Origin of the sequence: Microvirga sp. CF3016, from assembly GCF_036314085.1 — a bacterium.
In the GTDB taxonomy this organism is placed as follows: Bacteria; Pseudomonadota; Alphaproteobacteria; order Rhizobiales; family Beijerinckiaceae; genus Microvirga.
This window is the reverse complement of the sequence record NZ_JAYGGM010000005.1, coordinates 184,699-205,450: the sequence shown is the minus strand read 5'-3', so window position 1 is coordinate 205,450 and position 20,752 is coordinate 184,699. Positions and strand designations below refer to the sequence as shown.

Genomic DNA, 20,752 nt, shown 5'->3' with positions numbered 1-20,752 from the left:
TAAGAGATCATGTTTACGACCCGTCCAGAGATCCTCGGCACCTTCGGCATCGTTACCTCCACCCATTGGCTCGCGTCCGCGGCGGGCATGTCGATGCTCGAAAAAGGCGGTAATGCCTTCGACGCCTGCGTCGCTTCCGCCTTCGTGCTGCAGGTCGTCGAGCCGCATCTGGTCGGGCCATCGGGCGAAGTGCCGGCTGTGTTCTATTCGGCGAAGACGAAGAAGGTCGAGGTGCTCTGCGGCCAGGGCACGGCTCCGAAAGGCGCCACCATCGCCCATTACAGGAATGAGGGCCTCAAGCTCATTCCCGGAAACGGCCTGCTCGCCACCGTCGTGCCCGGCGCCTTCGATGCCTGGATGCTGCTGCTGCGCGACCACGGTCTTCTGTCGCTGAGGGATGTGCTCGAGCCTGCCATCTACTATGCCGAACAGGGTCACCCTCTGCTGCCGCGCGTGTCGGACACCATCAAGGGCCTGAAGGAGTTTTTCCAGACGGAATGGCCGACCTCCGCAGCCGTCTTTCTGCCCGGCGGCGAAGTACCCAAACCCCGCCAGCTCTTCCGCAACCCGCGGCTCGCCGATACCTGGAAGCGCATCATCCGTGAGGGCGAAGCCAAGGGCAGCGACCGCGAGATTCAGATTGAAGCGGCCCGCAACGCTTTCTACAAGGGCTTTGTGGCAGAGGCCATCGACGCCTTCGTGCGCAAGACGGAAGCCATGGATCAGAGCGGCTCGCGCCATCGCGGCGTGCTCACCGCCGACGATATGGCTCACTGGCAGGCATCCTACGACGTGCCGCAGACCTACGATTACCATAACTACCGCGTGAACAAGATCCGGCCCTGGGGCCAGGGTCCCGTCTTCCTGCAGACGCTGGCGCTGCTGAAGGGCTTCGACCTCGGCGCCATGGGCCCGACCAGCGCCGAGTTCATCCACACGGTCGTCGAATCCATGAAGCTGGCCTTCGCCGACCGCGAGGCCTATTACGGCGATCCGGATTTCGTCAACGTGCCGATCCAGACGCTACTCTCGGATGTCTATAACGACGAGCGCCGCAAGCTCATCACCGACAAGGCCTCCCTGGAGCTGCGGCCGGGCCGTGTCGAAGGCTATGAGGCCCAGGTGGAGCGTACGCTCAAGGCACTGCGGGAGTTGTCCACCACAGACAAGAAAGTGTCGGGCGGCGAGCCGACGTTGCAGTCCATGCGCTCCGCTCGCCGTGGCGACACGGTGCATATCGACGTGGTGGATCGCTTCGGCAACATGATTGCCGCCATGCCATCCGGCGGCTGGCTGCAATCCTCGCCGGTCATTCCGGAACTCGGCTTCATGCTCAATTCCCGTGCCCAGATGTTCTGGCTCGAAGAAGGCCTGCCGGCGAGCCTTGCGCCAGGCAAGCGTCCGCGCACCACACTCACTCCCACTCTCGCGGAGAAAGACGGCGAACCTTACATGGTCTTCGGCTCGCCGGGTGGCGACCAGCAGGAGCAGTGGCAGCTTCTGCTGTTCCTGCGCCATGCCCATCATGGCCTGAACCTGCAGGAGGCCATCGATCAGCCCATGTCGCATACGGCGCATTTCCCCTCCTCCTTCTATCCGCGCGAGCAGAAGCCCGGCCATCTCATGGCCGAGGAGACATATGGCGCCGAGGTGCTCGACGATCTGCGGGCACGCGGTCACGAGGTCGAGGTCGCGCCTGCCTGGACGGTCGGACGCCTTGTCGCGGCGAGCCGCGATAAGGACGGATTGCTGCACGGTGCTGCCACCCCGCGCCTCATGCAGGCCTATGCGGTCGGTCGCTGAGGGAGTTGAAGCATGACTTGGTCGATCATCGCCAAGGATCCAGAGACCGGCGCCTTCGGCGTTGGGGTGACCACTAAGTTCTTCGCCGTGGGAGCCCTCTGCCCCCACGGCGCAGCACGGATCGGGGCTCTCGCCACGCAGGCGCTCGTCAACCCGCTCTACGGCGCGGACGGCATCAGGCTCCTGGCTGAGGGGCGAAGCGCCGAGGAGATCGTCGCGATCCTCACGGCCCAGGATCCTGGCCGCGGCTCTCGGCAGCTCCACGTGATTGATCGCGACGGCCGCACGGCCGCTCATACAGGCCAAGATTGCATCGACTGGTGCGGTCATCTCACGGATGAGGGCGTCTCCGTCGCCGGCAACATGCTGGCGGGTCCAGCTGTCATCGAGGCCACGCTCGAGACCTACAAGCGGCGCATGGACCTGCCCTTTGCGGACCGTCTTATGACCGCGCTCGACGCAGGTCAGGCTCAGGGTGGCGACAAGCGTGGCAAACAATCCGCCGCCCTCAAGACCTGGCGCGACGAGCCCTATCCGATGCTCGACCTGCGCGTGGATGACCATCCGGAGCCCCTGGACGAGCTGCGCCGGCTCTACGGCGTCGCTCATGAACGCTTCCTCGCCTTCATGGACGCCATGGCCACTCGGGCCGACCCCGGCGGGATCACGGACCGGTCTTGGATCGATCAGAGGGCCCGTGAGTACCAGGAGCGGCATGCAGCAAGCGCCTCCCTGTAGGGCAGCTCTGCAACGGCCTCTCTTGCAGCCCGGTCGAAAAGATCCTACGGCGATCTCCTCCTCCTGAGATGGACCTTCAGATGTTTGGCATTCCCCTGATCGATCTGGCTTGGCTCGTGGTGGCACTCCTGGCGGCTGGTGCGATCACCGGCCTGTTGGCCGGCGTGTTCGGCGTCGGCGGCGGTGCCGTCGCCGTGCCGATCCTTTACGAACTCTTCCGGATTCTGGAAGTGCCAGAGGAGGTGCGCATGCCGCTCTGCGTCGGCACCTCGCTTGCCATCATCATTCCGACGTCGATCCGCTCCTTCAATGCCCACAAGGCCAAGGGCGCCGTCGATATGAGCATCCTGCAGGTCTGGGCCGTGCCTGTCGTGCTCGGGGTCGTCGTCGGCAGCATCATCGCCCGGTATGCTCCGGCCGATCTGTTCAAGGCCGTGTTCGTGGTCGTTGCTGGTATTTCGGCCATCCGCCTGCTCTTCGGCAAGGACACTTGGCGCTTCGGCCTCGATATGCCGGCTAAGCCCATCATGGTGATCTACGGCTGGATCATCGGGATTCTCTCCGCGCTCATGGGCATTGGCGGCGGTCAGCTCTCCAACCTATTCATGACCTTCTACAACCGCCCGATCCATCAGGCAGTGGCGACCTCTTCAGGCCTCGGCATCCTGATCTCGATCCCAGGTGCCATCGGCTACATCTACGCCGGCTGGCCTCACATGGCAGACTATCCAACCGTAACGGCGTTCCAGCCGCCGCTCGCACTGGGCTACGTGTCACTCCTGGGCTTCATTCTGTTCATCCCCACCAGCACCTGGATGGCTCCGATCGGCGCACGCCTGGCGCATCGGCTTTCGAAGCGCCGGCTTGAGGTGGCCTTTGGCATCTTCCTCCTGCTCGTCTGCGCCCGCTTCGCGGCAAGCCTCCTTACTTAAGCCACAGCGGATCTCCAATCTGGCGCTCCGGATCGAAGATCAAGTGATGGCTGAACCAACGGCAGGACCTCTCCAAGCCTATCTCGTCGGAGTCGGACGCGATGGCCGAGGACGTTTGGCAGCCGATGTGCTCGGCTTATCCGACGAGCGGCTGGAAGAGGTGCATGACTATATCCAGTGGCTCTTTCCCTTGCAGACTCGCAGCGGCGCCCAACCCGGTGCCCCGGTTCTGACGACGGCGGAAATAGACGCGATCAGGATGAACCCGAACGCGCAGAACACTCTCAAGAAGGCCGCCGAACGGATGCTCCGGTTCTACCAGGACACTCGGTGGTGGCTCACGTCTTTTGACCACAATCACCTGCGCATCACGCGGATCATTCATAGCCTGAAGCTGCTCGTCAGCCCGGTGGAGGCACAGCGCTTTCACTGCGCCATTCTCGCCATCAACGAAGCCGCAGGATCGCCCGTCAACGCGCGCAGCCTGCAGTTCTGGGCGGACGCGGCGGACAGCTGATCTGGTCAGGCGAACTGCGCCTCGCTCAGCCGCTTGTAGATCCCGCCGAGAGCCAGAAGCTCTGTGTGATCACCCTGTTCCATGATCACGCCATGATCGATCACCGCGATCCGGTCTGCATTCACGATAGTGGCGAGGCGGTGGGCGATCACCAGAGTTGTGCGCCCTATCGACAGTTCGGCCAGAGCCTGCTGAATCGCCCGCTCAGTTTGCGTGTCGAGGGCGGATGTGGCCTCGTCGAGGATCAGGATTGGCGGGTTCTTCAGGAAGATGCGCGCGATGGCGAGGCGCTGTTTCTGGCCTCCCGACAGCTTGACGCCTCGCTCTCCGATGATCGTATCGAGGCCGGCGGGCAGGGAGGCGATGACCTCGTCGAGCCGGGCCCTGCGGGCAGCTTCCAGAATCTCGGTTTCAGTCGCGTCAAGTCGACCATAGGCGATGTTTTCGCGGATCGTGCCCGCAAACAGGAACACGTCCTGCTGCACGATGCCGATTTGGCTGCGAAGGGAGCGCAGCGTCATGTCCCGGATATCGATCCCGTCAATGGTAATCGCGCCATCGTCGACCTCGTAGAAGCGGGGCAGCAGCGAGCAGATCGTCGTCTTGCCAGCTCCTGATGGGCCGACGAAGGCGATGGTCTCGCCAGCCCGAATGCTCAGGTCGAGGCCGTTGAGAATCCTGCGTTCGGGATCATAGCCGAACCGGACACTCTGATACCGTATGTCGCCGTTGAGCTTGCCTACATCTCGCGCGCCGGGACGATCGGCAATGTCCGGGCGCGTATCGAGAAAGGCGATATAGCGGTTGAACCCGGCAATGCCCTTGGGATAGGTCTCGATGACCGAATTGATCTTCTCGATCGGGCGGAAGAAGACGCCGACGAGCAGCAGGAAACCGACGAAGCCGCCGGCGCTCAGTTCGCCTTGTAGCACGAGGTAACTGCCGGCCACCATGACGACTATCTGGATGAGGCGCATGCTGAGGTAGCTGAGCGAGGTCGAAGCGGCCATGATCTTGTAGGCTTCAAGCTTCGTCTTGCGGTAACTCTGGTTGTCGACGGCGAACAGGCGCCGTTCATGATCTTCGTTGGCGAAGGCCTGAACCACGCGAATTCCGCCGACGTTCTCCTCGATCCGCGCGTTGAAATCTCCCACTCGGCCGTAAAGGGACTGCCAGTTCCGCGTCATGCGGCCGCCATAGCGGGTCGTGAGCCAAGCGGTGAGCGGCACCACGAGCGCCGTGATGATGGCGAGCTTCACGTTGACCGTGAACATCAGGACGAACGCGCCCACAAGGGTCATCACGGCGATGAAAAGGTCCTCCGGCCCGTGATGGGCGACCTCGCCGATTTCTTCCAAGTCCTTAGTGAGCCGCACCACGAGGTGCCCCGTCTTCTGGTTGTCGAAGAACCCGAAGGAAAGCTTCTGGAGATGATCGAAGGCTTTGCGCCGCATCTCGGTCTCAATGTTGATGCCGAGCATGTGCCCCCAATAGGTTACCGTGGCCATGAGGCCGGCGTTGAGGACGTAGACGGCCAGCAGCAACGCCGAGGCCAAGGCGATGAGCCCCCACTGACCGGTTGGAAGCAGGGTGTCGATGAACAGCTTGACGGCAATTGGAAAGCCGAGCTCAAGCAGCCCCGAGGCGACCGCGCAGGAGAAGTCCAGCACGAAGAGGCGGCGATGAGGCCGATAATACGCAAAGAAGCGTTTGAGCAGGGATTGCATGGCGGGACTAGGTAATGCCGGCGGCCGAGGAGAGCAAGCGGGAGCTTGGAGATGCGGTCAGCGAACGAAACTGACAGGCTGTCCGGTCACGGGGTGGTGGATGACATCCATGGCAATACCGTAGATGGCCCGCAGCTGGTTCGGCGTCATGATCTCGTCGGGCGCGCCGCGGGCAACCAGGCGGCCCATCTGCAAGGCCAGAATCTCATCGCAGAAGCGGGCGGCCATGTTGACGTCGTGCAGCACGATGACCACCCCAAGGCCGCGCTCGCGCGAGAGGCGCTGCACCAGCGCAAGTACCTCCACTTGTTGGGCGACGTCGAGCGCCGAAATCGGCTCGTCGAGCAGCAGGAAATGTGCATCCTGCGCCACCAGCATCGCCAGCCAGACTCGCTGGCGCTCGCCGCCGGAGAGGGTATCCACGAAGCGGTCGGCAAAGGACTCGATATCGGTAAGCGCCATGGCTTCCCGCACCTTCTCGCGGTCAGCCGGTCCGAAGCGGCCGAGGGGGCCATGCCACGGATAGCGCCCCAACGCCACAAGTTCCTTGACGAGCATGCCCGAGGCCGGCGGCGTCTGCTGCGGCAGATAGGCGACCCGCCTCGCGAACGGCCGATCCCCCCAGTCGACCAGCGCCCTGCGTTCAAAGGCAATAACCCCACTGGATGCCGGCTGCTGGCGGGCCAGCAGCTTGATCAGCGTCGACTTGCCCGACCCATTGTGACCGATCAATCCGATCACACGCTGGCCGGACAGGGTCAGCGTGAGAGGATGGAGCAAGGTTCGCTCCGGAATCGAAAAGCTCACATCCGTCAGCTCGAACAAGGGATCATCACCGTCAGACTTTGAAATAAAAGCCGTGGACATGAATCTCAGCATGGTCGTGCGGAGGCCGCCGTGAAACGGCGCCTCGCCCGTCACCACTTGTAGCTCGCCTTCAGGGTTGCGACGCGACCGGCGCCGTAGTTACAGGTATACTGCGTGTCGCAGGATGAGACATACTCGTTGTCAAACAGATTGTTCACATTGAGCGCTACCGTAAAGTTGTCGCGGGTATAGCGGATGGCAGCATCGAACACGGTCGCGGCAGGCACCTTCAGGGTATTCTCATTGTCCACATAGGAGAAGCCGACGTAGCGGACGCCTGCACCGAAGCCGAGGCCTTTGAGCGTGCCATCGTGGACGGTGTAATCCAACCAGCCCGACGCGAGAACCTCTGGCACAACGTTGGGACGGTTTCCGATAAGCGCGGCGTTCGGATCATCGGTGATTTCGATGTCGTAGGCCGTAAACGCAGCGATCGCCTTCAAGCTCTCGGTGATATTGGCCTGCGCTTCGATTTCGAAGCCACGGGAGCCGACCTCGCCCAATTGAGCCTCAAAGAAGAGGTGCTCAGGATCGGACGTCAGAACATTCTGGCGGGTGAGGTCGAACAAGGATGCGGTGATGAGACCGTCAAAGAAGGTCGGCTTGTATTTGACGCCGACTTCATATTGCTGGCCCGTCTCCGGTTCAAACCCTTGACCGAAGAAATCGGATCCGATGACCGGATTGAACGAGCGCGACACGGCGACATAGGGAGTCATCCCGTTCGCGAATTCATAACCCAGTCCCAGACGGCCGCTGAACTCACCGGCCTCCTCGCTGAAGTTGGCAGCGCCGACCTTGTCGGTGCTCTTCGTGGAAACGTGATCGTAACGTCCGTTCAGGGTCGCGATCCAGCCGCCATAGCGAATCTGATCCTGGGCATAGAAACCGATCTGGTTCATGGTCAGGTCTTGATCGAGATAAGGAACCGTCGGCCCCTGGGGCACGCCGTAGACCGGGTTGATCGGGCTGATCGGCGTTCCACCGCCGGACGCCTGGATGTGATCGATGTTGTAGTACTTGTAGTCCAGTCCGAGCAGGAGCGTGTGGCTCAGCGGCCCCGTCGCGAACTTCGCCTCCGCTTGATTGTCGATGGACAGGGTATTCACCACCGTATGGTGATCGAACCCGATGCGGTAGAGCAGATAGCCGGGCGCGACGGGCGCCGCCACCGGAAAGCCGGTCGCCGGGTCGAGATAGCCGTAAGGATAGGGACCGCGCTCCTTCGAATCCGTATGGGCATAGCGGAAGTTCTGCCGAAGCGTCCAAACATCGTTGACGGCATGCTCGAACTCGTAGCCGATCATCGCCTGATCGCGGCGGTAGAGATCGACATCGGGTTCGTTGTAGTAGAACCGGCGCGAAATGCGGCCAAAGGGAGCAGGAACCACTGTGCCGATATATGGCATGAAGCCGCCGGTATGGGACAAATCCATGTGCTGGTAGGATGCGAGCACGGTCAGTTCTGTACCCGCATTGGGCCTGAAAGTGAGAGCCGGCGCAATGACGCCACGGAAATCCTCGGCCTCCCGCGTTTCCCAACCACCACCTGACATCTTGCCGGTCAGGCGATAGGACCAGATCTTGTCCTTGTCGAGCGCCCCGCCGAAATCGAAAGCTGCATAACCATTGCCCCAGGAGTTGATGCCCGTCTCGACATAGCGCAACGGCTCGGTCGTCGGCCGCTTGCTTACGAGATTGACGATGCCGCCGGTTGCAGCGCCGCCATAGAGTGCGGAAGTCGGTCCCTTGAGCACCTCGATGCGCTCCAGAATGAACGGATCGATGTAGAAGCCGCCGAAGCCATACTGATAGAGTGGCAGATTGTTGAGAAAGACGCCGGTCTGCCCAGCGTCGAAGCCACGAATGTAAAACCAATCCGTGTCGGAATCCTGGCCGAAGGGCTGTGCGAAAACGCCGGCTGTGTAGCGCAGAGCCTCGTCGACCTTTTGGGCTTGACGATCCTCGATCTGCTCGCGGCCGATCACCGAAACCGACTGCGGAATTTCCTCGATGGGCGTGTCGGTCTTGGAACCCGTTGCGGTGCGATTGGGGACATAGCCGTTCACCGGCCCGGTCGCGCTGCCGCCCTGCCCCTCGACGGTGACCGTCTCAAGAGCGATCTCACCGGAGGCAGGCTGCGCCTGTGCCATGGATTCTCCGCTCGATGCCACCATCACCGCAAGTGAGGCTAGGCTCACTCCCATACTCAACACATAGCGACGCTTCATATATGTCCCCACGGCTTTCGATCGCATGGAGGCTCAGTTCGGCCTCACACGCATGCGCAATCGGCTGATTGCTTGTCAGGGCCACTGACTATGGTTTCCGGTAGGGTCAAGCAAGAGCTATGTTTTAAAACTACTCTAAACAGCGGTTTGTAACGATTTTTAGCAGCGCCTATACTCTTTAAAATCACTACAAACTGAAGCCGATCCTTACAGCTGGAAGATTTGGTTTCAGAAGTTGTGCGCCTCACAGCGCATTCGGGCAAGTGGCGCGGCTTTCCTGCGAGATGCAGTTCAACGACAATTACATTTCCAGCATTCAACAACGAGGATTCTGGAAAAGTTCTAAGTTTCTGTGGTGACTGCAACTTTACGAGAAATCTGTTGACGCAACCGCACGTACGGTTCATCAACCGCCTTTGAAGTGATGACGGATTTGGATCTCCTCGGGACGAATGATGGATGTATGTGAGAGATGATCGATCTCCGAGAAGAGGCGACGACAGAATAGTATTCATCTTAGAACTGGAAGTATAGGTTCCCTTACTATAGCAGCCTGAAGGATCATCTCCTGGTACGCCGAATGCCAATGTCGACTTTTTCAACACAAAGTGCATTCGCGTTGACCCGACGCAGCGTCCTTGGAAGCATCCTTGGCTCATCCATGCTCAGCACAGGCAGGGCTAACCCGCACGAGCGCATTGCCGTTGTCGACTGGGCCATGTTTGAAACGTTGCTCGCCTTGGGGATTGTGCCTGTCGCTGCAACCGAGCTTGTTCAGTTTCGGAAGATTGCCATCGAACCGGATGTGCCCCCGCAGGTCGCCGATCTCGGCCTTCGCGGCTCGCCGAATTTCGAGATGCTGCGTCTCTCAAATCCCCACCTGATCGTCAGTTCGCGCTGGTTTACTTGGGTGCAGCACAGCCTTGAGCAGATTGCTCCTGTCGTCTCCTACTCGGTCTATGAGCCGAACCGTCCTCCTTATGCACCGGCAGAGCAGATCACCGTAGCCTTGGGCAAAAGAATCGGACGCTTAGCGCAGGCGCGAGCCTACGTGGATGCGTCTGCCCTTGAGCTCGCACGGGCCAGCCGGCGTGTCGCCGACAAGACAGCAAGACCTGTTTTCCTGATCAATCTCGGCGACGCAAGGCATTTCAGAGTCTTCGGCGCCGACAGCATGTTTGGCGATGTCCTTCAACGCCTCGGCTTCACGAATGCGTGGACGAAGCCCACCAGTTACGCGGCGACCGCCCCGATGCCCCTAGAGGCGCTTGCAGAAGTGCCCGATGCCTGGATCGTCATCATCTCCCCGGTTCCGCCGGACGCGCGCAGCACCCTCAGCGATAGTTCATTATGGAGAGCTCTTCCGGCCGTAAGAGAAGGACGGGTCGTCACGCTGCCGCCTGTCAATCCGTTCGGCGCGCTTCCTGCCGCGCGGCGTTTCGCTCGCATGTTGGCCGAAACGCTCTCCGCGCCCGGAGCCCAGAATGGCTAGAGCAATGATCGCAAGGCCGTTTGCCCTGGCATGGCTTTTAGCCGCAGCCGTCGCCCTGGGCCTATGCTGGTATCAGGTCTTGAAGTTTCTTCCATTAGCTGGTGACCACGGTTTCGATCTCAACCGCATTCTACTGCTCAACAGCGTCCTTCCGCGTACGATCGTTGCCATGCTGTCCGGTGCGGCGCTTGGACTCTCCGGCGCCCTGTTGCAGCAGGTTCTGCGCAATCCTATCGCCGACCCGTCAACGCTTGGCATCTCCGCAGGTGCGCAATTCGCCATGACGGCGGCTACCCTGTTCGTACCGGCGCTCATGGACGCCGCACGTGAGAGTGTCGCGCTGTTCGGCGGGTTGGCAGTGGTTGCCCTACTTCTTTCGCTTAGCTGGCAGCGGGGGCTTGAGCCGGTCACCGTCGTACTCGCCGGCATGGTGATATCCCTGATCGCAATGGCCTTGAGTGCTACGCTGATCCTCGCCAACGGGGAATACATGATGTCCCTTCTCATCTGGGGCAGCGGTTCGCTCACTCAGCAGGGCTGGGATCACGCTCAAGCAATTGCCCTTACACTCGTTCCCGCCCTCGTTGCGGCCTTCCTCCTGATCCGTCCGCTGGAGATCCTTGGTCTCGATGACGCAAGCGCACGCAGCCTCGGAGTTAATCTGCTGTTCCTGCGCCTCCTGGCTTTGGCCGTCGCCGTGTGGCTTGCCACAACCGTCACGGCGGAGGTCGGCGTGATCGGCTTCGTCGGGCTTGCGGCCCCAACTTTTGCCCGGCTGGGCGGCGCACGTACGCAGCGAGACATATTTCTGGCAGCACCGCTCGTCGGAGCCACTATCTTGTGGCTTACAGACGGCATTGTGCAGCTCATAGCTGGTGGATCGGCAGAAATGGTGCCGACAGGAGCCGCAACGGCGCTGCTCGGTGGGCCGTTGCTCCTCTATCTGCTTCCGCGGCTCCAGCTCGCCCGCCATGCTTCAATTCAGGCGCTGCCTTCAGTCTCGCGGCGAATAGCCCATCCGGCTCTCTCATCTCTTGTGATCCTCATTCTCGTCCTGAGCATGCTCGTCGTGGCACTGCTCCTTGGGCGCGGTCCGAACGGCTGGAGCTTGGCGAGCGGACAGCTTCTGGAGGGCCTTTATCCGTTCCGAGCACCGCGCATTGTCGCAGCGGCTGCAGCTGGAGCCATGCTGGCTGCAGCCGGAACGATCCTGCAGCGGATGACGGACAATCCTCTCGCGAGTCCGGAAGTGCTCGGCATCAGCGCCGGCGCCGGAGTCGGCTTGGCCGCTGTGCTCTTCACGTTATCGGTTCCGACGATGGCGGCACGGCTGATCGGTGCCACCATTGGTGTTCTGGTCGTCCTGGTTGTACTCCTCGCCATCGCTCGGAATCAGGAGAAGAACTCAGAGCGTCTCCTTTTGGGAGGACTTGCCGCGGGAGCGCTCTGCAACGCAATCGTCAACGCAGCCATGATCACGGGCGATGCTCGCGCGTTCCAGCTTTTGGCCTGGATCAGCGGTTCGACGACCCACATCACGTGGACAGAAGCTTCGGTCGCGGTTGCAACGGCATTTGCCCTGCTGGGACTGCTGCCTCTCATGACGCGTTGGCTCGAAATTCTGCCATTGGGAAGTGATCAGGCTCAGGCCGTCGGATTGCCCCTCCGGACGAGCCGCATGATCCTCACCATTTTCGCTGCGGGCTTGACGGCTGCAGCCTCGCTTGTCGTCGGCCCTTTAAGCTTCGTCGGCCTTGTGGCTCCCCATATGGCGAGGCTGGTCGGGTTCGGCCGCGCTTATCACCAACTCCTGGCTGCAATTCTGATTGGGGCGGGAATGATGACTGGCGCCGATTGGCTCTCCAGGATCGTTTCCTTTCCCTACCAACTCCCGCTAGGTCTGTTCGCTTCGCTCATCGGCGGACCGTATCTGATCTGGCTCCTGCGCCGAAATCGTTAGACGGAGCAAAACTGTCCATGAGACACTCAAACACATCGCCGATCCTTCGTGCCGAGGCCAAGGTCGCCCTCACTGGCCCAGTTCAGATTATGGACAAGCTCTGCGAGCACTTCATCGAGCATGGCAAGGTCGATCGTCTCGGACGGTCCGCCCGTGTGGAGTTCGAGTACGGCAGTGCATCCGTCGAAGCAGATGACGACAGCCTCTACCTTCGTGCTGAAGGACCGGACGCAACCGGCCTCGCTTACGTCAAGTGGAGCCTCGCGGAGCACATTCTGGACTTCGTCAAGGGCGAGACCCCACGCATTGCATGGGACGGGGATGGCGCCACGGGCTCCTCTCTTCCGTACTTCCGCGAAATGTCCGTGGTCAGCGCATCGAACGTGACGCCGCGCATGCGTCGTGTACGGCTCAAGGGCGGTGATCTCGCGCGTTTCGCCATTGGCGGAATCCATGTACGCCTTCTGCTTCCGCCGAAACCCGGCGTCACGCCGTCATGGCCGGTGATGGGCGAGGACGGTCGGCCCGTCTGGCCCAAAGGAGAAGATCGCCCGGTGATGCGGATCTATACGATCCGGGACATCGACGTAGAGCGTGGTGAGATCGAAATCGATTTCGTCTTGCACGAAGGTGACGACACGCCGGGCTCGACTTGGGCCCAGCAAGCATGTCCCGGGGACATCGTCGGAGTCCTGGGTCCAGGCGGCGGCGAACTGCCCCAAGCTGACTGGTATCTATTTGCCGGAGATGAAACGGCGCTCCCGGCCATCAGCCGGATCCTGGCGGAGCTCCCCGCCGATTGCAGAGCCACAGTTCTCCTTGAGGTGGCCGATGCGAGCGAGGAACAGCCCCTTCGCTCCGCGGCTGCATTGGATATCCGCTGGCTGCATCGGAACGGAGCGGCGGCAGGAACGACGTCCCTGATTGAAGATGCCATCCGGTCGATTGCTATGCCGTCGAACGAAACCCGCCGCTTCATCTGGGCCGGTTGCGAGCAGAAGAGTTGCCGGTGCCTGAAAAGGCTCCTACGCAAGGAGTGGAAGGTGCCGACCTCGCAACATCAGGTCGTGGCCTATTGGCGTGCAGGCCATACGGCCGACCAAGTGGAACACTAAAGAGAAGCCGCAGGGGACAGTTTCCACTGCGGCTCCCGTCAACGCATCGTCCAGGAGTCTATGCGGCTTTGACGCCGGATAGGAAGTGATCAACCTCCTGTCCGAGGCTGGCGGAGTGCCGTGCCAGTTCCTGAGCGGCCGAGAGCACCTGGGTTGCCGCCGCACCCGTGTCACCGGCAGCTTGACGCACCTCGCCGATGCTGTCTGTGACGACCTCGGTGCCGCGGGCCGCTTCCTGCACATTGCGGGAAATTTCGGCCGTGGCCGCGCCCTGCTCCTCCATGGCTGCTGCAATAGCCACCGAAATCTGCGACATCTCGCCAATCGTACCGGCGATTGCCTGGATCGCCTGCACGGCCTCACCAGTCACCTGCTGCACGCTGGCGATCTGAGCCGAGATTTCGTCCGTCGCGCGCGAGGTCTGGTTGGCAAGCTCCTTCACCTCGGCCGCAACGACCGCAAAGCCCTTACCCGCCTCCCCTGCTCGCGCTGCCTCGATCGTGGCGTTCAGCGCCAGCAGATTGGTTTGGGACGCAATGCTGTTGATGAGTTGCACCACGTGACCGATCTTCTCGGCGGAGCCTGCCAGCATTTGAACGATGCCGTTCGTGCGCTGGGCGTCAACCACAGCCCGCTCGGCAATGCTGGACGACTGAGCGACTTGCGAAGCGATCTCACGAATGGAGATGGATAGTTCCTCCGTCGCTGCCGCGACCGTCTGCACGTTGGCAGAGGTCTGCTGCGAGGCCGAGGCGACACCGACGGATTGATGAGTTGCCTTGTCGGCCACCGCAGTCATGGACTGAGCCGTCGCCTCAAGGTCTGAAGCTGCAACGGACAAACGATGCGTCAATGTCGAAACCTTTGCCTCGAAGTGCTGGGTGAGCTTGTCCAACTTCTGGGCACGGCGCGCCTTCGCCTCCTGCTCAAGGGAGGCCGCTTCATCCGCTTGCCGCTGCGCAAGCAAAGCGTTCCTGAAGACCTGCAGCGACTTCGCTACTGCGCCGATCTCATCGCCCCGCTCCTGATACCCGATGGAGCTTTCGAGATCTCCCTCCGCCAGCCTCTCGACACGACGGGTGATCTCTTTCAGCGGGCGGAACAAGCGCTTGGCGATCAGCACGGCACCAAAGCAGGCAAGGACGGCAATCAACCCCGCGGCAATGGTCAGCATCGTCATCGTTGCCGAGTAGGCATCATGCAAATCTGCAACCGGCACGCCGACGTAGAGAATGCCGTTGATCTTGCCTGCATGATCGAAGGTCGGCTGATAGGCCGTGTAGAACTGGGTGCCGAACAGCACGGTCGGCCCATAGTACGGCTCGCCACGGCGGACAACCGCTTGAGCGGGGCTGTCCGGCGCCAGCGCGGTGCCGACAGCACGCTCCCCGTTCTCCTTCTTCACCGTCGTCACGCGACGGATAAACTTATCCTGCGATGTATCGAAGGTGAAAATCGTTGCGTTGCCGCCGACATAGGACACGGAATCGTCGACGACCGAGAAATCCTTGTACTCGGCCAGCGAGGGGCTCACGATACGTGCCACGCGGCCGTTCTCGACCTTTACCTCGGCGCCGGACATGCGGGCCGCATAGACAAGCGACAGACTGCGCAGATACTGCTCGGCTTTCTGCTGCTGTTGAGACTCCAGATCGGACCAGATCTGACGCGAAGCCGCAAACCACATGGTTCCAGCTGTCAAGAAAATGACCGCGGCAACCAAGGCCATGATCTTCACAGGCAATGTAACTTTATTCAACACCGAAGTGCCCCGACTTATATTGTGAGTTGCCCCACAATACTGCCCCATCGGTTAATGGCGCCCTACTTTAGTAGAAGTTTGTTCATCTTCTTCTAGGGAAGTTCATCAGAGCTGCATTGTGAGCCGCATCAAGGCGAGTTGGATTTGTCTCTCACGTTTCATATTTGCGGCGGAGATAGGCCAAATAAGGAGCGGGATCGAGGGCGCGACCTGTTTCACGCCTCAGCAACTCGTCCCGCTTAAACCGGCGACCGTGCCGCCAGATCCTGCTGCGCAGTTCTTCCGCCAAGACCGAGTACTCGCCAGCCTTGATGGCTCTGTCGAGAGACGGCAGCTCCTTCCGCAAGGTTTCCATCACCTGTGCACCCATGACATTGCCGATGGTGTAAGTCGGGAAGGAGCCGATATAGCCCGTTGACCAATGCACGTCCTGGAGCACCCCACGCGCATCATCCGGTACAACGAGGCCGAGATCGCGCTTGATCGCTGCATTCCAGGCTTCTGGAAGATCAGTCACGGGTAGCGAACCGTCCATGAGCGCGCATTCGATTTCGACGCGCAGCATGATGTGAAGGTCGTAGGTCAGTTCATCCGCCTCGACGCGGATTAAGCCAGGCTCGACGCGGGTGACCGCGCGGTAGAACTCCTCGTCGTTCACATCGCGGAGTTGATCCGGGAAGTGCTTCCACAACTCGGCAAAGTGCAGCTGCCAGAAGGTGCGGCTGCGGACGATATGGTTTTCCCAGAGGCGCGACTGGGACTCATGGGCTCCAAAGCTCGTGCCTCCGACAGCATAGAGACCGATGAGATCGGTCGCGAGCGCGGTGCGGGTATAGGCTGAATCGATGCCCTGCTCGTAAAGACCGTGACCAGTCTCATGAGCGGTGCCAAAGATGGAAGCGGGAAGATAATTACGGCTGTATCGGGTGGTGATGCGTACATCATTGCGTGTAAACGACACCTCGAATGGATGAACGGCGGTGTCTAAACGCCCACGCTGAAAGTCGTAGCCGAGCTTCTCAGCGAGACTCAAGCCGAAGGCCCGTTGCCTTTCCTCTGGATAGTCGCGGAATAGGAAGTCCGAACGCGGTTGAGGGCGAGATCGCGCAACATCTAGTATCGGCAACAGACCAGACCGCAATTCATCGAAGAGGTTCTTGAGGCTCGCCGTGGTTTCGCCCGGCTCGTAGATCGATACCATGGCGTCATAGGGATGCTCGCGCCATCCGATGCAGTCGGCATAGGCGCGCGACAGCTCGACGGTCTTGGCGAGATAGGGCGCAAAGATCGGAAAATCGCTCTTCAAGCGCGCCTCGATCCAGGCCGCCTGAGCAACAGTGCGAAGAGCCGCCCGCTCCTGAATCAGCGCTGCAGGCACCCTCTTGTGGTGCTCCACCGCATACCGCGTCTGCTGTACGACCCGTATCTTGGGAGAATCTTCCGCAAACCCATCAATCGCCTTCTCGGCTTCCTCGAGCGCCCTCTCGGTCTCGGGCGAAAGAAGCAAATCGCGCGCGATCCGGGTCAGCGTTGCAATCTGGTGTCCGCGGGTTTCCGCCCCGCCTGCGGGCATCATGGTGCGAGAGTCCCATGTCAGGACGGAAATTGCATTGAGCACATCGTTGACGGCAGCGATGCGCTCCTGGAGCGAGGCGAGCTGAGTCATAGCTATTGGTCGTCCTGATTAACCGGTACCGCCTGTGTTGAGATGGCAGGCGGAGAAGCGACCGGGGCCGATGGCGACCAACGGAGGCGTTTCCCTCTTGCAGCGCGGGCCTGCGAAATGACAGCGCGGATGGAAATGGCACCCGCTCGGCGGATGGAGTGGCGACGGGATTTCACCGGCAATCGGGCGAAAGTCTTTCCTGCCGACGCCGATGCGTGGAACGCTCTCGAAGAGTGCGCGGGTATAGGGGTGGTTCGGATCGGCGTAAAGCTCGGATGTCGGCGCGAGTTCGACGATGCGGCCGAGATACATAATTGCAACCCGGTCGGAAACATGCCGCACCACGCCGAGATCGTGGCTGATGAAGATGCCGGTCAGATCGAGATCCCGGCGCAGATCCATGAACAGATTGAGCACCTGTGCCTGGATGGACACATCGAGTGACGCCACGGGCTCGTCGAGTACCAAAAGGTCCGGCTTCATGGCGAGCGCGCGGGCAATAGCAATGCGCTGACGCTGTCCACCGGAGAACTGGTGCGGAAAACGTCGGCGATAGCTCGGATCGAGGCCAACGCGCCCGAGCAGATCTGTCACATAGGAATCGGCCTCACGCGCTTTGACGATGCTGTGCGCGACAGGTCCTTCGGCCACCGTGTCGCCGATGCGGATGCGTGGATTGAGGCTCGCGAAAGGATCCTGATGGATCATCTGGACGCGAGTGGTCAGCTTCTGCGTGCGCCGTCCCTGAGCCTTGGCAACAGGCACCTTGTCGAACAGGATCCTGCCATCGCTCGGCGTGTAGATCCCGGAAATCATGCGCCCGAGGGTCGACTTTCCGCAGCCGGATTCACCGACCAAGCCGACGACTTCGCCTTTGGCAACCGAGAGGCTGACATCGGCGACCGCGCGCACGATTTCCGTCCTGGCGCCCGCACCCAGAAGGCCAGCAATGCGCTCCCCGAGGTTGGGCTGCTTTACGAAGCGCTTCGATACGTGGTCGATGTCAAGGAGAGCGGCTGGCATGAAACGGGCTCTATCGGGTAATGGCAAAGGGCGGTACGTCCATTCTCAAAGTGCTGGACAGGCGGTGTCGTCGTGCAAGCCGGTCCCGCCTTGGCACATCGGGGAGCGAAGGCGCAGCCCGGCGGGAGATTAGCCAGGGATGGGGTCGATCCAGGAACCTGAGGAAGCTTCGTGCCGGGCGCGTGCTCGGACGGCACGGACGCGAGAAGGCCTGCGGTATAGGGATGGCGCGGCGCTGCGATGACATCTGCGGCCGGCCCGGTTTCCACCACCCGGCCCGCATACATGACGCAGATATCGTCCGCGAGGCTCGATACCACTGCGAGATCGTGCGTCACCCACACGAAGGCCGTGCCGGTCTCGTCCGCGAGGCGCCGCACCTCGGCCAGAATTTGCCCCTGAATCGAAACGTCGAGCGCCGTGGTCGGCTCGTCTGCGATGATAACGGCCGGGCTGTGCAGGAGCGCGATCGCAATGGCCACGCGCTGACGCATTCCGCCGGAGAGCTGATGGGGGTAGGCATCAAGCCGCTCCTCCGGGCTCGGAATGCCCACCTTGGCGAGCGCGTCGCGCGATCTTGCACGGGCGGCCTTGCGGGAGACGTTGTCATGCGCGCGCACGGCCGCAACCATTTGGGTTCCGATCTTCAGGACCGGATTGAGCGTCATCATCGGGTCCTGGAACACCATGGCTATCTGCGCACCGCGGATCTGCCGCATGCTCTCGCCTCTCAGACGAGTAAGATCCTTCCCGTTGAGGAGAACTTCACCGCCGGCGATCCGGCCGGGCGGCTCGACCAGTCCGAGGATGGAATAGCCTGTAACGCTCTTGCCGGAGCCCGACTCGCCGACAAGCCCCAGAATTCGGCCGCGAGCAACTTCGAAGCTGACGCCGTCCACAGCCTTCAGAACGCCAGACCTAGTCTCGAATTGCGTCTGGAGATCTTTGACGCGAAGAACCGCATCGCTCATCGGCTGCGCCTCGGGTTCAAGACATTGCGAACCTGATCGCCCACGAGGTTGATGGCGACGACGGTCAGCATCAGGGCGATGCCGGGATAGATGGAGATCCAGTACCGGCCCGACAGCAGGAACTGGAAACCATTGGAGATCAGGGATCCCAGCGAGGGCTGGGTGATGGGTAAGCCCAAGCCCAGGAACGACAGCGTAGCCTCTAGGGCGATGGAGTTCGCCACCTGGACCGTTGCCACAACGATCAGAGGCGGCAGAGCATTGGGCAGGAGGTGACGAAACAGAACATAGCGCGCGGGCAGCGGGGTCGAGAGCGCCGCTTCGATGTAGTCCTTGCGCCTCTCCGCACTGGCAGCACCATGGGTTGTACGGGCGAAGTAAGCATATTGCGCCGCCACAAGAGCGGCGACGAGTTGCATCAGTCCCTGCCCAAGCAGCGCCACGAGAACCAACGCAAGGAGGATCGCCGGCAGCGAGAGCTGCAGATCGATGATGCGCATGATGAGCGCCTCGATACGGCCGCCGTAATAGGCGGCGACGAGGCCGACAGTTGTGCCGAGCACGAGCGCAAGGGTGCTGGCCATCACGCCGACGATCAGGCTCGTGCGCAATCCGTAGAGGATGGCGGAAAAGATATCACGTCCAGCTGCATCGGTGCCGAGCCAGTGAACGTAGCCGCCGGAACCGACCTCCCCGGGTTCGAGACGGGCATCGAACAGATCGAGGGCTTCCTGGTTATAGGGATCCTGCGGGGCCACGAAAGGAGCGAGAAAGGCCATGAGAACGACCGCAACAACGACGATCAGAGCCAAGACGGCAACTGGGCTTTGGCGGAAATCGGACCAGAAATGGGAGAGCCGCGTCCAGCCGGTCTCCGCCGGCAATGGGAGGGCGGGTGAACTGCTCATGATGCCGCCTTTACGCGAATGCGCGGATCGAGCTGGCCATAGACCAGATCAACGATGAGATTGATCATGACGAAGAGGAACACCACGAGGATAAGGTAGGCCACCATCACCGGACGGTCGAGCACGGTGATCGAGTCAATGATGAGCTTGCCCATGCCGGGCCAGTTGAACACCGTTTCGGTTACCACGGCAAACGCCAGTGTCGAACCAAGTTCGAGGCCGAAAACGGTCACGATGGGGATTGAGATGTTCTTGAGAACATGAAGGCCGACGACCTTGCCCTCGGACAGTCCCTGAGCGCGGGCGAAGCGAACATAATCGGAGCCCATGACTTCTACCGTGCCCGCACGCGTCAGCCGGATCAACAAACCGAGCTTAAAGAGCGCTAGATTGAACGCCGGCAGGATGATGTAACTCCATCCCGCGAGCGAGGTGATCGACAGGTTCATGCCGAGCACCTGCGTTGTGGGGCCACGCCCGCCCGAAGGAAGCCAGCCGAGTTCAACCGCGAATGTCATGATGAGCAGAAGCCCGACCCAGAAACTCGGCACGCTGAAGCCGAGAACGGAGAACGCCATGATCGCCTTCGCCGAGAGTGATTCTGGCTTGTAGCCGGCCCACAAACCGAGCGGAATGCCGAGACCGGTGGCGATGAGCATTGCAGTCAGCGCCAGCTCCAGGGTTGCCGGGAAGCGCGACCAGATCAGGTTCAGCACAGGCAGACGGTAGATGAACGACTCGCCGAGATCCCCATGCAGCATGTTGTTCATGAACACGAAGTACTGCTCGAACAGGGGGCGATCCAGACCGTAGCGACGGATGAGGGCCTCGCGCAAAGCCTGATCGGATGCGGGATCGATCATCACGTCGATGGGATTGCCGATGGCATAAACGCCGAGGAACACGATGATCGACATCGCGATCACGACCATGAGCGCGTGCAGGATGCGCTGGATAAGAAAACCAATCATGCTGTCTCATGCATGGTGTTATGAGGCAGAGGAGCGAGGAACGGGTTGTCCGACACTCCACGGACTGCA

16 protein-coding genes are annotated in these 20,752 nt (G+C 61.1%); 7 read left to right on the top strand and 9 right to left on the bottom strand.

Going from position 1 to position 20,752, the window contains the following annotated elements; all coding sequences use genetic code 11:
• Positions 1 to 9 precede the first annotated feature (9 nt).
• From VB672_RS09315 to VB672_RS09300, 4 genes are all read left to right on the top strand, one after another.
• Positions 10 to 1,803: a gamma-glutamyltransferase family protein gene (locus VB672_RS09315; RefSeq protein WP_329783908.1), complete on the top strand. Its 1,794-nt coding sequence runs from the start codon at positions 10 to 12 to the stop codon at positions 1,801 to 1,803.
• Positions 1,804 to 1,815: 12 nt separating this feature from the next.
• A complete protein-coding gene (locus VB672_RS09310; RefSeq protein ID WP_329783907.1) occupies positions 1,816 to 2,541 on the top strand; it encodes a DUF1028 domain-containing protein in 726 nt (241 codons plus the stop codon).
• Between the two features lie 80 nt (positions 2,542 to 2,621).
• The gene (locus VB672_RS09305; protein WP_329783906.1) at positions 2,622 to 3,473 is read left to right on the top strand and encodes a sulfite exporter TauE/SafE family protein; all 852 of its coding nucleotides are present in this window, start codon (positions 2,622 to 2,624) and stop codon (positions 3,471 to 3,473) included.
• Positions 3,474 to 3,519: 46 nt separating this feature from the next.
• Positions 3,520 to 3,990, top strand: a complete 471-nt coding sequence (locus VB672_RS09300; protein WP_329783905.1) for an opioid growth factor receptor-related protein — start codon at positions 3,520 to 3,522, stop codon at positions 3,988 to 3,990.
• A 5-nt stretch (positions 3,991 to 3,995) separates the two neighbouring features.
• Here the strand turns inward: VB672_RS09300 and VB672_RS09295 are convergent, their stop codons facing one another.
• From VB672_RS09295 to VB672_RS09285, 3 genes are read right to left on the bottom strand one after another with little or no spacing between them, the layout of a single operon-like run.
• A complete protein-coding gene (locus tag VB672_RS09295) occupies positions 3,996 to 5,717 on the bottom strand; it encodes an ABC transporter ATP-binding protein (protein ID WP_329783904.1) in 1,722 nt (573 codons plus the stop codon).
• Between the two features lie 57 nt (positions 5,718 to 5,774).
• The gene (locus tag VB672_RS09290; RefSeq protein WP_329784071.1) at positions 5,775 to 6,584 is read right to left on the bottom strand and encodes an ATP-binding cassette domain-containing protein; all 810 of its coding nucleotides are present in this window, start codon (positions 6,582 to 6,584) and stop codon (positions 5,775 to 5,777) included.
• A gap of 50 nt (positions 6,585 to 6,634) precedes the next feature.
• Positions 6,635 to 8,842: a TonB-dependent siderophore receptor gene (locus VB672_RS09285; protein ID WP_329783903.1), complete on the bottom strand. Its 2,208-nt coding sequence runs from the start codon at positions 8,840 to 8,842 to the stop codon at positions 6,635 to 6,637.
• A 634-nt stretch (positions 8,843 to 9,476) separates the two neighbouring features.
• On the opposite strand from VB672_RS09285, the gene VB672_RS09280 reads away from it, so the two are divergent.
• From VB672_RS09280 to VB672_RS09270, 3 genes are read left to right on the top strand one after another with little or no spacing between them, the layout of a single operon-like run.
• Entirely contained in the window at positions 9,477 to 10,307 is an 831-nt protein-coding gene (locus VB672_RS09280; protein ID WP_329783902.1) for an iron-siderophore ABC transporter substrate-binding protein, read from the top strand.
• The gene (gene fhuB / locus VB672_RS09275; RefSeq protein ID WP_329783901.1) at positions 10,300 to 12,267 is read left to right on the top strand and encodes a Fe(3+)-hydroxamate ABC transporter permease FhuB; all 1,968 of its coding nucleotides are present in this window, start codon (positions 10,300 to 10,302) and stop codon (positions 12,265 to 12,267) included. Before VB672_RS09280 ends, fhuB begins: the two co-directional genes overlap by 8 nt.
• Before the next feature lie 17 nt (positions 12,268 to 12,284).
• Positions 12,285 to 13,382 (top strand): siderophore-interacting protein, encoded by a 1,098-nt coding sequence (locus tag VB672_RS09270; protein ID WP_329783900.1) that lies wholly within the window; start codon positions 12,285 to 12,287, stop codon positions 13,380 to 13,382.
• A 58-nt stretch (positions 13,383 to 13,440) separates the two neighbouring features.
• Here the strand turns inward: VB672_RS09270 and VB672_RS09265 are convergent, their stop codons facing one another.
• From VB672_RS09265 to VB672_RS09240, 6 genes are all read right to left on the bottom strand, one after another.
• The gene (locus tag VB672_RS09265) at positions 13,441 to 15,144 is read right to left on the bottom strand and encodes a methyl-accepting chemotaxis protein (RefSeq protein WP_329783899.1); all 1,704 of its coding nucleotides are present in this window, start codon (positions 15,142 to 15,144) and stop codon (positions 13,441 to 13,443) included.
• 151 nt (positions 15,145 to 15,295) lie between these two features.
• A complete protein-coding gene (locus tag VB672_RS09260; protein ID WP_329783898.1) occupies positions 15,296 to 16,810 on the bottom strand; it encodes a carboxypeptidase M32 in 1,515 nt (504 codons plus the stop codon).
• An 18-nt stretch (positions 16,811 to 16,828) separates the two neighbouring features.
• A complete protein-coding gene (locus VB672_RS09255) occupies positions 16,829 to 17,833 on the bottom strand; it encodes an ABC transporter ATP-binding protein (RefSeq protein WP_329783897.1) in 1,005 nt (334 codons plus the stop codon).
• A complete protein-coding gene (locus tag VB672_RS09250; protein WP_329783896.1) occupies positions 17,785 to 18,804 on the bottom strand; it encodes an ABC transporter ATP-binding protein in 1,020 nt (339 codons plus the stop codon). Before VB672_RS09250 ends, VB672_RS09255 begins: the two co-directional genes overlap by 49 nt.
• Positions 18,801 to 19,712: an ABC transporter permease gene (locus VB672_RS09245; RefSeq protein ID WP_329783895.1), complete on the bottom strand. Its 912-nt coding sequence runs from the start codon at positions 19,710 to 19,712 to the stop codon at positions 18,801 to 18,803. Before VB672_RS09245 ends, VB672_RS09250 begins: the two co-directional genes overlap by 4 nt.
• Positions 19,709 to 20,683 carry an ABC transporter permease gene (locus VB672_RS09240; RefSeq protein ID WP_329783894.1) on the bottom strand — a complete coding sequence of 325 codons (975 nt, stop codon included), beginning with the start codon at positions 20,681 to 20,683 and terminating at the stop codon, positions 19,709 to 19,711. The genes VB672_RS09245 and VB672_RS09240 overlap by 4 nt, the downstream gene beginning before the upstream one ends.
• Between the last annotated feature and the right edge of the window lie 69 nt (positions 20,684 to 20,752).